Source organism: Aeromicrobium panaciterrae (genome assembly GCF_039537165.1).
Lineage (GTDB): Bacteria > Actinomycetota > Actinomycetes > Propionibacteriales > Nocardioidaceae > Aeromicrobium > Aeromicrobium panaciterrae.
This window is the reverse complement of sequence record NZ_BAAAZZ010000002.1, coordinates 805,411-819,490: the sequence shown is the minus strand read 5'-3', so window position 1 is coordinate 819,490 and position 14,080 is coordinate 805,411. Positions and strand designations below refer to the sequence as shown.

The following is a 14,080-nucleotide window of genomic DNA, read 5'->3' as shown; positions in this document are numbered from 1 at the left end:
CTGCCCAACAAACCGACACGCAGGAGAGATACGACAGTGCTGACGACTCGATTCACCGAGACATTCAACGTCAAGCACCCAGTGGTCCAAGGGGGCATGCAGTGGGTAGGGACGGCCGAGCTCGCGGCTGCCGTCTCCAAGGGTGGTGGACTGGGGCTCATCACTGCGTTGACACAGTCATCGCCCGAAGGGCTGGTCGCAGAGATCAAGCGCTGTGGGGAACTCACTGACGGGCCCTTCGGAGTGAACCTCACGATCCTGCCGACGATCAAGCCGGTACCGTACGACGAGTACCGCGAGGCGATCGTCGAGTCGGGTGTGCGCATCGTGGAGACAGCCGGCTCCAATCCTGCGCCGCACATGCCGTATTTCACCGAGCACGGCGTCAAGGTCATACACAAGTGCACGAGCGTGCGCCATGCCGTCAAGGCTCAGGACGCCGGTGTCGACGCGATTAGCATCGACGGCTTCGAGTGCGCTGGACATCCGGGCGAGGACGACATTCCCGGCCTGGTCCTCATCCCTGCGGCGGCAGAGAAGATCACCATTCCGATGCTTGCCTCCGGCGGACTGGCCGATGGTCGCGGCCTCGCCGCGGCCCTCGCGCTCGGGGCAGACGGCATCAACATGGGGACGCGGTTTCTCTGCACCCAGGAGTCGCCGATTCACCACAGCATCAAGGAAGCCATCGTTGCCGCGTCCGAGCTCGATACCGAGCTGATATTTCGCACGTTGCGCAACACCGCTCGCGTTGCGAGCAATGCAGCTAGCCGGGAGACCGTGGCGATATTGGACGGTGGCGGCGAGTTCGGAGATGTCCAACACCTCGTCAACGGTCAACGCGGTCGGACCGTATACGAAAGCGGGGATCCTGAGGCTGGCATCTGGAGCGTGGGCATGGCGCAGGGCCTCATCCGTGACATCCCCTCGGCGACGGACCTGGTCGGACGCATTGTTGCGGAGGCCGAAGAGATCGTCACCGGGCGCCTCTCACGGATTCTGGGTCGGTCGTGACGTTCGAGCAGATTCGTCTCGACGTCGTGGATGGCATCGCGACGATCACACTCGACCGTCCCGAGAAGCTCAATGCCTTCTCAGACATCATGGAGGGCGAGCTGATGCGAGCCCTCGGACGTGTTGACGATGACGACGAAGTACGAGCGCTCGTGCTGACCGGCAGCGGTCACGCGTTTTGCGCCGGTATGGACCTGGGTGGCAACGATGCGAGCGCCATTGACTGGGGTTCGGGGGATCCCAGCGATAGCGAGGGGGGCAGCAGGCCGAGCGACGAGCTGCGTCGCGATGGTGGCGGACGGGTCGTCCTGCGGATGTTCGAGATGCGCAAGCCGGTGATTGCCGCGATAAACGGGCCGGCGGTCGGCGTCGGGCTGACCATGACCCTCGCCGCGGACTTTCGCCTCGCGGTTCCGGCCGCAAAGCTCGGTCTGGTCTTCGCCCGTCGGGGACTCGTGCCCGAGTCGTGCTCGAGCTGGTTTCTGCCGCGGCTGGTTGGAATGCAGACGGCTCTCGAGTGGGTCTACAGCGGGCGGCTGTTCTCGTCGGAGGACGCGCTCACCGCTGGTCTGGTCCGCAGCCTTCACGATCCAGCCGAGCTGCTCGATGACGCGCATGGCCTGGCGGTGTCGTTGACAGAGAGCTCGGCACCGGTGTCGCTTGCCCTCAGCCGTCAGATGCTTTGGAGGTTGTCTGCGGCACCGCACCCTGTTGTCGCCCACGAGGTCGAGACTCTTGCTCTCAACGCCCGTCTTTCGAGCAGGGATGCGGAGGAAGGTATTGCCGCCTTCTTGGAGAAGCGTCCCGCGGCATTCATCGACAAGGTCTCGCGCGACTCGCCAGAAGTGTTTGGCACGTTCGAGGCTCCTGAATACCGGCCCGTGAAGAAGGGCAAGTGACTGTGGACGGAGGGGTTGTGGCACATCGCGCGGCACTCGCAGGCGTACGAGCGCCACGCCGTGCAGACGCCTCGAGGCCTCCACTACGATGGTCTCTGGCCCACGGTCAAGTACTGCGGTCCATGCCCCTGTAGCTCAGTTGGTAGAGCGTCTCACTTGTAATGAGAATGTCGCGGGTTCGACTCCTGTCGGGGGCTCCATTCCGTGGATATCGCTTGATGTCGCCACCCGGCACCGGGTAGCCGAGAGTTGTCAGCCACCGGCATGCTGGACGGGTGACCTCAGCTCCTCCGAGCATTTCCTACTCCATCACGATTCGCCTCGAAGTCCCGTCGGGCGGGTCCGGCGTCAGCGAGCTGACGACGACGGTCGAGCAGGCCGGCGGACTCGTGACCGCGCTCGACGTCACGGGCTCCGGCGGTGACGCCCTGCGCATCGACCTCACCTGCGCCGCGTCCGACACCGATCACGCGGACGGATCGTCACGGCGCTCAAGGGCGTACCCGATGTCGACGTCATCAAGGTGTCGGACCGTACGTTCCTCATGCACCTCGGCGGCGTCATCGAGACAGCGACGAAGCATCCGCTCCGCAACCGCGACGACCTGTCGATGATCTACACGCCCGGCGTCGCCCGCATCTGCATGGCCATCGCTGCCAACAAGGAGGACGCGCGCCGACTGACGATCAAGCGCAACAGCGTCGCGGTCGTCTCCGACGGTTCGGCGGTGCTCGGTCTCGGCAACATCGGCCCGCACGCCGCACTGCCGGTGATGGAGGGCAAGGCGGCGCTGTTCAAGGGCTTCGCCGACATCGACGCGTGGCCTATCGTGCTCGACACCCAGGACGTCGACCAGATCGTCGAGACCGTCGCCGCGCTGTCTCCGGGCTTCGCCGGGATCAACCTCGAGGACATCTCGGCGCCCCGGTGCTTCGAGATCGAGGCACGGCTGCGCGAGCGGCTCGACATCCCCGTCTTCCACGACGATCAGCACGGCACGGCCGTCGTCGTGCTCGCCGCGCTGCGCAACGCGTTGTCGGTCGTCGGCAAGGACATCGGGTCGGCTCGTATCGTGCTGGTCGGCGCGGGCGCTGCGGGTACGGCGGTGCTCAAGCTGATGCTGCATGCCGGCGCCACTGACGTGACGGTGTGCGACGTCCAGGGCGTCGTCCACCGTGAGCGCGAAGGCCTCGACGAGTCGCTGCGCTGGATCGCCGAGCACACCAACGCCACCGGTCGTACGGGCGATCTCCGCGGCGTGCTCGCCGGTGCAGACGTGTTCATCGGCGTCAGCGCGCCCAACCTGATCGCCGCCGAGGACGTCGAGGCCATGGCGGATGACTCGATCGTGTTCGCTCTTGCCAATCCCGACCCCGAGATCGAGCCGGCGATCGCCCGCCGGCACGCCGCGGTGGTGGCGACGGGGCGCTCGGACTACCCCAACCAGATCAACAACGTGCTGGCGTTCCCCGGCATCTTCCGGGGACTGCTCGACGCCCAGTCGCACGGCATCGGCACCGAGGTGCTGCTGGCCGCGTCTGACGCCATTGCTGCCACCGTCACCCCGGACGAGCTCAACGCCAACTACATCGTGCCCAGCGTGTTCCACCCCGAGGTGCACAAGCGCGTCGCGGCCGCCGTACGAGCTGCGGCCGAGACTGCCGACTCGTCAGCGTGAGGCTCCTCTACGCGGAGCGTGTCGCGGGCGCTTCGGCCGCGTGCGCGATCAGCCGCTCGGCGAGGTTGCCGAGGAAGCGCCTCAGATAGGCCCGCCAGATCACTCCGGTTCCGGGAACTCGCTCGATGAACGTCCCTGACCAAGTGACGGTCAGCCCGCCGTGCTCAGTGCGAAGGAAATGAACGGTCGCCGAGTAGTCGCGTACGGGCCAGCGCGCCGGTATGCGGTAGCCGTGCGTCGTGGGCCGGTCGTCGACGGTGACCACCTCGGCTGTCTTGAACCGCGGCGTCCCCACGAGCCGTGTACGACCAACCACGGTCGCCTCGGCTGAGCGCGATTCGTCGCCCTGCCAGGCGGAGAACGTGATCGGCCGACCTGCCCATCGAGCCCACGACTCGGCGTCGCGAATGAGGTTGAACGCCGTCGTGGCATCGGCGATGCCGTGACGCTGGATGCTGAAAGTGTAGGTCCTGGGCATGTGTGCTCCTGGTCGGCGGTGGGCTCGACTAATATAACGGAACACCGTTCTGTAAGGAGACGAGATGGCCGACTCGTTCAGCCGCGCCCGCACACCCGAGCAGCGGGCCGTGCGCAGCGACGCGATCCGGGCCGCGGCCCGCGAGCTGCTGACCTCGACGATCGCCTCCCAGGTCACCCTGCGCGCCATCGCCGGGCGAGCCGGTCTGGCGCCGAGCAACGTCCTGCGCCACGGAGGCTCCCGCGAGGAGATCCTGCTGGACGTGATGGACGAGCAGTATGCCGGCTGGCTGGATGAGCTGGAGAGGTCTCTCGGGCGTGACGCGACCACGGAGAAGGCGGCATCCACGATGGCCGAGTCACTGGCCGGACATCCGGTGCTGCTGACCCTGATCGAGGAGTCGCCCGAGCTCCTGCGTCACGTCGCGCCGGGCGCGCGGGTGCTCGAGCAGGGCCATCGCCACCAGCAGAGGCTGGCATCCATCGTGGAGCGCGCTCTCGGCGTCGAGCTCAGGCCCGGGGATCGTGCCCTTCTCGTCGCCGGACTGCATGCCTCGGTGGCCGGCGCTGCCGCATGGAGTCGACAGGGCGTCTTTGCCTCGAGTCAGGCCGGTGCCGTACGCGACCTGCTCGCGATCCAGCTCGAAGGCCTTGCGGCCCGCGCACGTCGCTCAGGCTGACGGCGAGCTCGCCGCTAACGATCGCGTGAGTTCCAGGCTTGCTCGATCTGGCGCATGAGAGCCGGATAGACGATCGCATGTCGGAATGGCTTGATCAGGTCCATGTAGACGGTGCCGAACCTGCCCCGAGGCTTCACCAGCACGGCCATCTGCCCCTGGTTGTCGCCGTGGCCCTTGTCGACCCAGCCCAGATGCATCATGGCGTGCACGGTCTTGTTGGAGATCTCGGCGGCAGCCTCGCGCTCGGTTCGGTAGAGCGGGTCGAACGGCAGGGAGTCGAAGTCGAAGCCGTCGGTCGAGTCGCGCAGGTCCTGCGGCAACCGGCCGATCAGCGAGCTCGAGCTGTCACCCGGGATGGGCAGCTTCTCGTCGTCCCAGCCGAGCCACGCGCCGAGCTTCCAGCGGATGGCGAACAGCGCGCGGCTCACCCGCGACGGGCTCTTGTTGGAGCTGAGGTGCGCCATCACCTCGAGGAGCTGCGGGAAGTCGTCCGGACCACCGTGCACCGGCAGGGCCCAGACGTCCTCGACCTCGAAGTCCGGCGCGATCTCGGCAATGCGCCATCCCTGCTCGTCGTGCGCCGAACGGGGCAGCCTCATACATCGAGACTATTCCTCTGCCGGCAGCAGCCCCTCGGCGTGGGCGTCCTCGACGATCCGGCGGACGTTCTCGATCGAGCCGCAGTCGTTGTCGATCTGGCTGTTGCGCGCGGTGGCGAACTTCTCGCCAAGATCGGCCTTGACCTGGTCGGAGACCTCCTCGCGGGCCGGGTTGAGGATCGTCAGCTCCTCCTCGGTGAGGTGGTGGTTGACCTTCTCGGCGAGCGCTTCGAGGGCATCGTCGAACTTCTGTGTGTCGGTGCTCGCACATTCCAGCAGGGCGAGCAGCGCCTCGTTGCCCTCTGCGTGCTCCTTCTCGCCGTGCTCCTCGTCGTGCTCGGTGACGCTGGTCTTCTTGCGCAGCACGGGGTAGACGTACGTCTCCTCCGCCTCGGCGTGTGCGACGTGCAGCGCGGAGAACGCGGCACGTACGGCATCCCGGTCCGAGCTGTCGTCGCGGAGCGTGCGGAGGAGGTCCTCGAAGCGGCGGTGGTCGTCGAGGATCAGCTCGACGACATCACCGGATTCGGGTCGGCCCAGGTCGATTGTTGTCATGCCCGGGACTACCCCGAGGAGACAGCGCTAATCCTCGTCGAGGATCTCCGCGGCGTCGTCGTCGCGGTCCGGCGCGTTCCACGCGACCGAGTCGTCGATGCGCTCGTTGATGTAGCGCAGGATCTCGGCTGTCGTCGCGACGACGGGTACGGCGAGGAATGCTCCGGTGATGCCGAACAGCGTGCCACCGGCGGCGACGCCGAGAAGCACGACCGCGGGGTGGAGGTTCATGGTCTTGCCCTGCAGCATCGGCGAGAGGACGTTGCCCTCCAGCTGCTGCACCAGCACCACGATGACCAGGGCGATCAGCGCGTCCTTGGGGTCGTTGGTGACGAGGGTGACGAGGACGGCGAGCGCTCCGCTGACGAACGCACCGACGATCGGGATGAACGCGGCAAAGAAGGTGACGACGGCGAGCGGGATCGCCAGCGGCGACCCGAGGATTGCGAGGCCGGCGCCGATGATGACGGCGTCGATCAGGGCGACCAGCGACTGGACGCGGATGAACCCGCCGAGGGTGGCCCAGGCTCGATCGGCGACCTCGACGAGGTGACCGCCGGCACGCTGGCCGGTGACGACCTTGACCCACGGGAGGAACTTGTGACCGTCCTTGACGAAGAAGAACGTGAGCATCAGGACGAGGATCAGGTTGACCAAAGCGGAGGTCGCTGCGCCGATCGTCGAGAAGATGCCGGAGCCGATCGTCGTCGCGCTGGACTGGACCTTGTCCTGCAGCGCCTCGATGGCCCGGGTGATCTGCCCGTCGGACAGGTTGAGGGGTTCGCCCGTCAACCAGTCGCGGACCTTCTGCAGTCCGTCGGACGCACTCGCGGCGACCTCACTGGCCTGGCCGGCGACCTGTGGGGTGAGGATCGCGATGATCCCGACGATCGCGCCGATGAACGACAGCATCACGGCGGCCGCGGCCAGCGGGGACGGCCAGCCCTTGGATCGGAGCCACGCGGCCGGCGGGCCGAGGATCGTCGTGACGATCAGCGCCATGGCGACCGGGAAGATCACGACCCAGATGTGTCCGATGATCCAGCCGATGACCAACCCCGCTGCGGCGATGACGATGATGCGCAGGCCCCACTTCTGCATGACACCAAGGCCCTCGTCGATGACGACACCGCGGTCGCGTATGCGCTTCTCGATTGGCTCGCTCACCCGCCCAGCCTAGACGACTGATTCCGAGGGGTGCCGGTTAAGCGAGCGTCGCGAGTCAGGCAACGTCCCTCGGAATCAATCGTCTAATGGCCTCCGCGTCCTAGCCGGCGCCTCCGGCGCGGAAGTTGACCCAGGCGTCGCTCATACGATCGGCTTGGCCGGCCGTGAACATGTACATGCACAGGTCCTTGGTGTAGTCCATGAAGTTGTGAATCGGGTCGACGCCCGGAGCGGTGCAGGTGTCCGCGCCGGTCGGGCAGTCGAACTGCGCCGTCGCCTCGCGAGGCGTGTCCTCGACGTAGTCGCCCGAGGCCGAGCATCCGCTCTTGAACGTGTGCTCGAGCATCAGCCAGTGACCGACCTCGTGGGTCAGGGTGTCGCCGAACGCGTACTTGCCGGCGGTTCCTCCCGGCATGGACTCGTCGAGGATCACGACGCCGTCGATGAAATCACGACCGTTGTTGTAGCCCTTGGGGAAGTAGGCCCATCCGAGCAGACCTCCGCCGATGTTTGCGGAGTAGACGTTGAGCGTCGTGGAGTCGCCCTCGTACAGCGACTTCTTCATGTCTCGCTCGTTCTTGCCGGGGACGACGGTGTACCAGGCGGGGTTGGTGGTCCAGGTGATCTTGGTGAGCCCGAACCGGAACGGCGTGTTGGCTGCGCCCGTCCCGGTCTTGCCGGAGTAGGAGTCGTTGAGGACCTTCATCTGGTTGGTGATCATCGTGGTCCAACGGGTCTTCTCGGCGGTCGTGAGCGTGTGGTCGGACACGACGTGGAACACCGTCGGAACACTGACGCTGCCGTTGGGCAGGCGCGGGACGTCCTTGATGACGCCGTACGCGTTGGCCTCGTTCTTGGGATAGAGCTCGGGTTCCTTGGCCGTGCTGCCGTCGGCGACCCGGGCTCCGCTGCTGTCGAGGCACTCCGCCGCGCCGGGCGACGGCGCTGCCGAGACGCTCTGCGCGACGCCGCCCGTCGTCAGCAGGCCGGCCGCCAGCGCCGCGACTGGAATCCAACGAGTCATTGACAGCTTGAGCATGTCTTCTCCCCACGATGTCGGGGCCGGGTGGCCCATGTTTTCGAACAACGTACGCCTGCCGGAGCTCATCGGCGACTGCTGCCGCAATTCCAGTCGATGGGCTCGGCACCTTGCTCGGCGAGCAACCGGTTGGCGCGGCTGAAGGGCTTCGAGCCGAAGAACCCGCGCGACGCCGACAGCGGGCTGGGGTGGGCCGTCTCGATGCGTGGGGTGTCGCCGAGCATCGGCGCAAGGCTTTGTGCATCGCGACCCCACAGGATGGCGACCAGAGGCGAGTTGCGCGCGACCAACGCGCGGATGGCCTGCTCGGTGACCGCTTCCCAGCCCTTGCCGCGGTGGCTCGCGGCAGCGCCCGGTCGTACGGTCAGCACCCTGTTGAGGAGCAGCACGCCCTGCTCGGCCCAGGGGCTGAGGTCGCCGGACGGTGACGGCGGGATGCCGAGGTCGGCGTGCAGCTCGGTGAAGATGTTGACCAGGCTGCGCGGGAGCGGTCGTACGTCGGGCGCCACCGAGAACGACAGCCCGACCGGGTGACCCGGAGTCGGGTAGGGGTCTTGCCCCGTGATCAGCACCTTGACCTCTGCCATCGGCTGGGCGAAGGCCCGGAGCACGTGCTCGCCGGCCGGAAGGTAGCCGCGACCGGCCGCGATCTCGGCTCGCAGGAACTGACCCATCGCTGCGATCTGGTCGGCAACAGGCTCGAGCGCCTCCGCCCAGTCGGGCGCCATCAGCTCGGCGAGCGGTTTCATGCAGGCCTCCTCAGTGCCCGGGGTGCCAGCAGTCCGGCCAGTACGCAGCCGATGATCGGCACCGTGAACGCCGTCGTCAGTGACACCCAGTTGGTGAGTATGCCGATCACGGCTGGGCCCGCCAGCAGCCCGAGGTAACCGGTGCCGGTGACGCGTGCGAGGTAGGTGCCGGACGCCGCCGGGTCGATGTTGCCGGCGGCGCTGAAGAACTGCGGTACGCAGCCGGCGAGGCCGATGCCGAACACCGCCCACGCAACGATCGCGGTGGTGGGGTTGGGGGCCAGCGCGGCACCGAGCAGGCCGGCGCCTCCGACGAGGGCGGCCCGCTGGACGTACGCCGCGGCGCCGATGCGACCGACGATGCGATCGGCGAGCAGGCGTACGACGGTCATGGTCACCGAGAACGCGCCGAACGCCCACGCCGCGACGGTCTTGCTGGCACCCAGCGAGTCGTGCAGGTGCACCGTGCTCCAGTCGTACGCGACACCTTCGGACAGCAGCAGCACGAAGGCCAGCAGCGACAGCAGGATGACCCGGGCAGTCCACGGTGCGCGCTTGATGTCGGCCCTGGTCGGCGCAACCGGTTGCGACCGCATCAGGCCCGGACGCGCGACCAGCGTGACGGCGACGCCGAGGACCGCTGCGCCGCCCAGGGTGAGCCGGATGTCGGTGTCGGCGGCGATCAGCAACCCGCCGACCAATGAGGCGGCGAGTCCGCCGAGGGAGAAGAACGCGTGGAACGCGCTGATGATGGGACGTCGATAGGCCCGCTCGACCTCGACCGCCTGCGCGTTCTGGGCGACGTCGACGATGCCGTTGGCCGCGCCGAGCACCGCCAGCGCGGCGGCCAGGGCGGTGACACTGGTCGCCAGCGCCGGGCCGATCAGTGCGGCGCTGAGGATCAGTCCCGCCGTGACCGTGACGGGACGGCTGCCGAGCTTGTCGATCCACCGCCCGCCGACCTGCATGCCGACCAGCGCCGTACCGCCCATGAGCAGCAGGAGGTAGCCGAGCTGGGCCTTGTCGGCGCCCGTACGGTCGAGGATCTCCGGGATGTGCACGACCCACATGCCGAGCACGAATCCGTTGAGGGCGAAGAACGCGAAGGTCGAGGTGCGTGCCCGCGTCAATGCCATGGTTCGACCCTATCCGCGTGGATAGACTGCGCGGGCTGTGTCAGCCATTGCTTCCTACCGCGCACTCCTGCGCATCGTTGGGCCCGCCTACATCGTCGTAGCCTTCCTCGGGCGGATCCCGCTCGCCATGAGCCAGATCGGCACCCTCGTGCTGGTGAGCACGGCGACCGGCAGCTACGGCAAGGGTGGAGCTGCTGCGGGTGTCCTGGCCGTCGCCAACGCCATCGGGTCACCGCTGGCGGGAGCGCTCGCCGACCGGATCGGGCAGCGGCCCGTCGTGCTGGTGCAGTCGATCGCGGGTGCCGTGGGCCTCGCCGGGACGGTGCTGGCCGCCGACAGATCGATGCCGGTGATCCTCGTGGTCGCCGGCGCCACGGGCTTCGCCATCCCGCAGGTCGGCCCGCTGGCCCGCGTACGGTGGCGGCCCATCACCTCCGAGGAGGACGATCAGCGCCGACTCGTCGACGCGGCGTTCTCGTACGAGGGCTCGGCCGACGAGGCGTCGTTCGTCCTCGGCCCTGCGTTGATCGGCGTGCTGGCGATCATCGCCGAGCCCGAGGGCGCGATGGTCGCAGCTGCGGTCATGCTCGGTGTCTTCGGTACGTGGTTCGCGGTGCATCCGACCTCCGACCTGGTCGCGAGGCGGACGACACACGGGGGCGGTGGAACCGGGACGATGTGGACCGTCGCGTTCTTCGTGCTGGTCGTCGCGCAGTTCAGCATCGGCATGATCTTCGGCAGCCTGCAGACCGGCAGCACGGTCCTGGCGGAGGCCGACGGCAAGGCGGGTCTCGTCGGGCTGATCCACGCCACGCTCGGTGTGGGCAGCGTCATCGCCGGACTCGCGATCACGGGTCTGCCCGAGCGCATCCTGTATGCGACGCGGATGCTCGCCGCTGCCATCGGCCTGCTCGTCCTGTCCCTGCCGCTGCTGCTGGTCGACTCGATCCCGTCGCTGGTCGTCGTGATCGGGTTGCTGGGTTTCGCGGTCGCGCCTTACATGATCAGCAACTTCGCGCTCGCCGGCATCCTCGTGCCGCTGCACCGGGTGGGCACGGCGATGACGCTGCTCGCGGGTGCGACGGGTGTCGGGTACGCCGCCGGCGCCTCGCTCGCAGGAAGGCTGGCCGACGACCACGGTCACACGGCGGCGTTCGCGGTGACGATCAGCGCCGCCGGGCTCGCGGTGCTGCTGGCCGTGACGGCCAACCGCGCCCTCCGCGACGCGATCCCGTACGACGCCTAGGTCGGCGGTGGATGTTCAACCGTGTGACGGTCCATACGGTTGATTCGCCACCGATCCCGCCTGAATTGGCGGTATCGGTTGAATATCCACCGCTCTACGATCAGAGCTGGTCGAGGGGGGTGACCTCGAGGTCGAGCGCCTCGCCGACCGCGCGGTTGACGAGCTTGCCCTCGTGCGTGCTGAGGCCACCGGCCAGGGCGGCATCGTCGGTGACAGCCTGCCTCCAGCCCTTGTCGGCGAGGGCGACGGCGTACGGGAGCGTCACGTTGGTCAGGGCATACGTCGAGGTGCGCGGCACCGCACCGGGCATGTTGGCGACGCAGTAGAAGATCGAGTCGTGGACCTTGAACGTCGGCTGGTCGTGCGTCGTCGCGCGTGAGCTCTCGAAGCAGCCGCCCTGGTCGATCGCGATGTCGACCAGCACCGAGCCCGGACGCATCGTGGCGACGAGGTCGTCGCTGATCAGGGTCGGAGCCTTGGCGCCGGGCACCAGCACCGCACCGATCACGAGGTCGGCCTCACGCACGGCCTTCTCGATGGCGTACGAGTTGGACGCCACCGTCGTGATCATCCCGGCGAACCGTGCATCGACCTGGCGCAGCTTGGCCACGTCGAGGTCGAGGATCTCGACGCGGGCGCCCATGCCGCGGGCCACCTCGGCGGCATTGACACCGGAGACCCCGGCACCGATCACGACGACGTCGGCCGGATAGACGCCCGGCACGCCACCCGGCAGCACCCCGCGTCCACCGTTGCTGGCCATCAGGTGCTGGAAGCCGACCTGCGGCGCGAGCCGGCCGGCAACCTCCGACATCGGGGCGAGCAGCGGCAGCGAACGATCGGCGAGCTGCACCGTCTCGTACGCGATCGAGGTGGTGCCGGATGACAGCAGGGCGTCGGTGCACTCGCGGCCGGCGGCGAGGTGGAGATAGGTGAAGAGGGTCTGGCCCCGGCGCATGCGGCGGTACTCCTCCTCGATGGGCTCCTTGACCTTGAGCACCAGCTCGGCGGAGCCCCAGACCTCGTCGGCGGTGCCGAGGATCTTGGCGCCGGCGGCGACGTACTCGTCGTCGGTGATCGAGGAGCCGGCGCCGGCGTCCTTCTCGATGACGACCTCGTGGCCGCGACGGGTCAGCTCATGCACTCCGGCAGGCGTGATGGCGACGCGGAACTCGTTGTTCTTGACCTCGCGGGGGACGCCGACCAGCATGAGTGCTCCTTAGGGACGATTCAGTGACTCCATGGTGAAGGAAGTACGGAATCAGACGCAACTGACCGAAGAACATTCGGTATGCTGGGTGATAACGCGTTGTTCGTACGTATCGACACCCTGAAAGGTTCACCATGCCGAAGGATGTTCGCGAGCTCGACGACCTCGATCAGCGCATCGTCGAGGTGCTCCGGGCCGACGGCCGGCTGGCCAACAACGCCCTGGCCGAAAAGGTCGGCGTGGCAGCGTCAACCTGCCTCGTCCGGCTCCGCAGCCTGATCGACCGAGGTGTCATCGCCGGCTTCCACGCCGAGGTCGACCCGGCATGGTTCGGCCGACCCATCCAGGCAATGATCGCCGTACGCCTGCGGGCCGAGGCGCGCGGCACGATCAACGAGTTCTCCGACCGGCTCGCGGCGATGCCGGAGGTGCTCAACGTCTACTTCCTCGCCGGCGCCGACGACTTCCACGTCCACGTCGCGGCGCGTGACTCCGAGGACCTGCGCGCCTTCGTCGTCGACCAGCTCAGTGCCGCACCCGAGGTCGCACTGACTGAGACCAACCTGATCTTCCAGCACAAACGCGGTCAGCTCGCCGACTAGTGTCAGGTGATCGCGATCCCGCGATCGGGCCCGAGAGCGAGGGAGCACATGGGAATTCGAGCGGAGTTCAGGACGATCCCCGGAACCCAGGCAGCCGAAGGACGTTCGGGTGACAGCGTGGTCATCGCTGACCGACCCGCCGGGGTGGCGGGCGGCCGGGGCACGGGGCTCAACGGGGGCCAGCTGCTCGCGCTGTCGATCGGCGGGTGTCTGAGCAACGACGTCCGGTACGTCGCTGCCGACCAGGGCGTCGAGCTCGACGACGTGGCCGTCGACGTCGACCTCGTGGTCGAGGACGGCCGGGTGACCTCGGCTGACGTCGCGATCCGCCTGACGGCAGCCGCCGACGTGGACGTCGACGCGGTGGTGGCTCGTGCTGTCGAGATCTCGACGGTGCTGGCCGCGGTGCGCTCGGGCTTCCCGGTCTCCGTCAGCTAGCGCCCTCGCGGCGCAGGCGTTGCTCGAGCTGGTCACGGGCGGCGGGCCACTCGTCATCGATCATCGAGAACAGGACGGTGTCGCGCCAGGAGCCGTCGCGTCGGATGATGTGCTTGCGGAGCACGCCCTCGCGTACGCCGCCGATCCGGGTCACGGCCGCCTGCGAACGCTCGTTCTTGATGTCGACGTGCCACACGACGCGGGCGCAGCCGAGCTGGTCGAACGCCCGGCGCAGCAGCAACAGCTTGGCCTCGGTGTTGACTCCCGTACGCCAGAAGCGCCGGCCCAGCCAGGTGGCACCGATCGCGACGGTACGCCGTGAGGCATCGATGTCGTAGTACGTCGTCAGCCCGGCGACCTGGTTGCTGCGCTGGTCGACCTGCACCCACGCACAGGTGTGAGGGCGGCCCAGATAGAGCTCTACCAGCGCCTCGGCCTCGGGGAGGGTCGTCGGACGGTGGAACAGCTGCCAGGTGAAGACCTCGTCGTCATCCGACGCGGCGAGCAGACCTGGGGCGTGGCGCGGCTCCAGTGGCTCGAGCCGTACGAGGTCACCGGCCAGCCCAGGAGTCTCGAACCACTCGCTCATGC

General features: G+C 67.8%; 16 protein-coding genes and 1 tRNA gene. 8 read left to right on the top strand and 9 right to left on the bottom strand.

The window, feature by feature from the left end; all coding sequences use genetic code 11:
- The 4 genes from ABD683_RS04615 to ABD683_RS04600 all read left to right on the top strand — a co-directional run bounded on the left by ABD683_RS04615 (position 1) and on the right by ABD683_RS04600 (position 3,591).
- Complete coding sequence (locus ABD683_RS04615; protein WP_344771566.1) at positions 1–1,014, top strand: NAD(P)H-dependent flavin oxidoreductase; 1,014 nt, start codon at positions 1–3, stop codon at positions 1,012–1,014.
- Entirely contained in the window at positions 1,011–1,913 is a 903-nt protein-coding gene (locus tag ABD683_RS04610; protein ID WP_344767732.1) for a crotonase/enoyl-CoA hydratase family protein, read from the top strand. The genes ABD683_RS04615 and ABD683_RS04610 overlap by 4 nt, the downstream gene beginning before the upstream one ends.
- Positions 1,914–2,037: 124 nt before the next feature.
- A tRNA-Thr gene (locus ABD683_RS04605) sits at positions 2,038–2,113 on the top strand.
- 323 nt (positions 2,114–2,436) lie between these two features.
- Positions 2,437–3,591: an NAD(P)-dependent malic enzyme gene (locus ABD683_RS04600; protein ID WP_344767730.1), complete on the top strand. Its 1,155-nt coding sequence runs from the start codon at positions 2,437–2,439 to the stop codon at positions 3,589–3,591.
- A gap of 7 nt (positions 3,592–3,598) precedes the next feature.
- Here ABD683_RS04600 and ABD683_RS04595 read toward each other — a convergent pair whose 3' ends face one another.
- Positions 3,599–4,069: an SRPBCC family protein gene (locus ABD683_RS04595; RefSeq protein WP_344767728.1), complete on the bottom strand. Its 471-nt coding sequence runs from the start codon at positions 4,067–4,069 to the stop codon at positions 3,599–3,601.
- 64 nt (positions 4,070–4,133) lie between these two features.
- Here ABD683_RS04595 and ABD683_RS04590 point away from each other — a divergent pair, with 64 nt between their 5' ends.
- Complete coding sequence (locus tag ABD683_RS04590) at positions 4,134–4,748, top strand: TetR/AcrR family transcriptional regulator (protein ID WP_344767726.1); 615 nt, start codon at positions 4,134–4,136, stop codon at positions 4,746–4,748.
- A gap of 14 nt (positions 4,749–4,762) precedes the next feature.
- Here the strand turns inward: ABD683_RS04590 and ABD683_RS04585 are convergent, their stop codons facing one another.
- The 6 genes from ABD683_RS04585 to ABD683_RS04560 all read right to left on the bottom strand — a co-directional run bounded on the left by ABD683_RS04585 (position 4,763) and on the right by ABD683_RS04560 (position 9,993).
- Positions 4,763–5,347 carry a DUF2867 domain-containing protein gene (locus ABD683_RS04585; RefSeq protein WP_344767724.1) on the bottom strand — a complete coding sequence of 195 codons (585 nt, stop codon included), beginning with the start codon at positions 5,345–5,347 and terminating at the stop codon, positions 4,763–4,765.
- 9 nt (positions 5,348–5,356) lie between these two features.
- Positions 5,357–5,902, bottom strand: coding sequence for a hemerythrin domain-containing protein (locus ABD683_RS04580; RefSeq protein WP_344767722.1), 546 nt, complete (start codon positions 5,900–5,902; stop codon positions 5,357–5,359).
- A gap of 27 nt (positions 5,903–5,929) precedes the next feature.
- Complete coding sequence (locus ABD683_RS04575) at positions 5,930–7,069, bottom strand: AI-2E family transporter (protein ID WP_344767720.1); 1,140 nt, start codon at positions 7,067–7,069, stop codon at positions 5,930–5,932.
- Positions 7,070–7,169: 100 nt separating this feature from the next.
- On the bottom strand, positions 7,170–8,177 hold the full coding sequence (locus ABD683_RS04570) for a zinc metalloprotease (RefSeq protein ID WP_344767718.1): 1,008 nt from the start codon (positions 8,175–8,177) through the stop codon (positions 7,170–7,172).
- A complete protein-coding gene (locus tag ABD683_RS04565; protein WP_344767716.1) occupies positions 8,174–8,857 on the bottom strand; it encodes a uracil-DNA glycosylase in 684 nt (227 codons plus the stop codon). The genes ABD683_RS04570 and ABD683_RS04565 overlap by 4 nt, the downstream gene beginning before the upstream one ends.
- On the bottom strand, positions 8,854–9,993 hold the full coding sequence (locus ABD683_RS04560) for an MFS transporter (RefSeq protein ID WP_344767714.1): 1,140 nt from the start codon (positions 9,991–9,993) through the stop codon (positions 8,854–8,856). The genes ABD683_RS04565 and ABD683_RS04560 overlap by 4 nt, the downstream gene beginning before the upstream one ends.
- Positions 9,994–10,030: 37 nt before the next feature.
- Here ABD683_RS04560 and ABD683_RS04555 point away from each other — a divergent pair, with 37 nt between their 5' ends.
- Positions 10,031–11,239: an MFS transporter gene (locus tag ABD683_RS04555; protein WP_344767712.1), complete on the top strand. Its 1,209-nt coding sequence runs from the start codon at positions 10,031–10,033 to the stop codon at positions 11,237–11,239.
- A gap of 100 nt (positions 11,240–11,339) precedes the next feature.
- Here ABD683_RS04555 and ald read toward each other — a convergent pair whose 3' ends face one another.
- Positions 11,340–12,449 carry an alanine dehydrogenase gene (gene ald, locus ABD683_RS04550; protein WP_344767710.1) on the bottom strand — a complete coding sequence of 370 codons (1,110 nt, stop codon included), beginning with the start codon at positions 12,447–12,449 and terminating at the stop codon, positions 11,340–11,342.
- Positions 12,450–12,583: 134 nt separating this feature from the next.
- Between ald and ABD683_RS04545 the strand changes: the two genes are divergently transcribed.
- On the top strand, positions 12,584–13,051 hold the full coding sequence (locus tag ABD683_RS04545; protein ID WP_344767708.1) for an Lrp/AsnC family transcriptional regulator: 468 nt from the start codon (positions 12,584–12,586) through the stop codon (positions 13,049–13,051).
- A gap of 48 nt (positions 13,052–13,099) precedes the next feature.
- Positions 13,100–13,489 carry an OsmC family protein gene (locus tag ABD683_RS04540; protein ID WP_344767706.1) on the top strand — a complete coding sequence of 130 codons (390 nt, stop codon included), beginning with the start codon at positions 13,100–13,102 and terminating at the stop codon, positions 13,487–13,489.
- On the opposite strand, the gene ABD683_RS04535 is transcribed toward ABD683_RS04540, so the two are convergent.
- Complete coding sequence (locus ABD683_RS04535; protein WP_344767704.1) at positions 13,482–14,078, bottom strand: GNAT family N-acetyltransferase; 597 nt, start codon at positions 14,076–14,078, stop codon at positions 13,482–13,484. The genes ABD683_RS04540 and ABD683_RS04535 overlap by 8 nt on opposite strands.
- Between the last annotated feature and the right edge of the window lie 2 nt (positions 14,079–14,080).

Excerpts from the sequence above, each read along its gene's own strand:
- ABD683_RS04595 (WP_344767728.1), bottom strand. The coding sequence starts at position 4,069 with ATGCCCAGGACCTACACTTTCAGCATCCAGCGTCACGGCATCGCCGAT.
- ABD683_RS04590 (WP_344767726.1), top strand. The coding sequence starts at position 4,134 with ATGGCCGACTCGTTCAGCCGCGCCCGCACACCCGAGCAGCGGGCCGTG.
- ABD683_RS04585 (WP_344767724.1), bottom strand. The coding sequence starts at position 5,347 with ATGAGGCTGCCCCGTTCGGCGCACGACGAGCAGGGATGGCGCATTGCC.
- ABD683_RS04580 (WP_344767722.1), bottom strand. The coding sequence starts at position 5,902 with ATGACAACAATCGACCTGGGCCGACCCGAATCCGGTGATGTCGTCGAG.
- ABD683_RS04570 (WP_344767718.1), bottom strand. The coding sequence starts at position 8,177 with ATGAGCTCCGGCAGGCGTACGTTGTTCGAAAACATGGGCCACCCGGCC.
- ABD683_RS04565 (WP_344767716.1), bottom strand. The coding sequence starts at position 8,857 with ATGAAACCGCTCGCCGAGCTGATGGCGCCCGACTGGGCGGAGGCGCTC.
- ABD683_RS04560 (WP_344767714.1), bottom strand. The coding sequence starts at position 9,993 with ATGGCATTGACGCGGGCACGCACCTCGACCTTCGCGTTCTTCGCCCTC.
- ald (WP_344767710.1), bottom strand. The coding sequence starts at position 12,449 with ATGCTGGTCGGCGTCCCCCGCGAGGTCAAGAACAACGAGTTCCGCGTC.
- ABD683_RS04545 (WP_344767708.1), top strand. The coding sequence starts at position 12,584 with ATGCCGAAGGATGTTCGCGAGCTCGACGACCTCGATCAGCGCATCGTC.
- ABD683_RS04540 (WP_344767706.1), top strand. The coding sequence starts at position 13,100 with ATGGGAATTCGAGCGGAGTTCAGGACGATCCCCGGAACCCAGGCAGCC.
- ABD683_RS04535 (WP_344767704.1), bottom strand. The coding sequence starts at position 14,078 with ATGAGCGAGTGGTTCGAGACTCCTGGGCTGGCCGGTGACCTCGTACGG.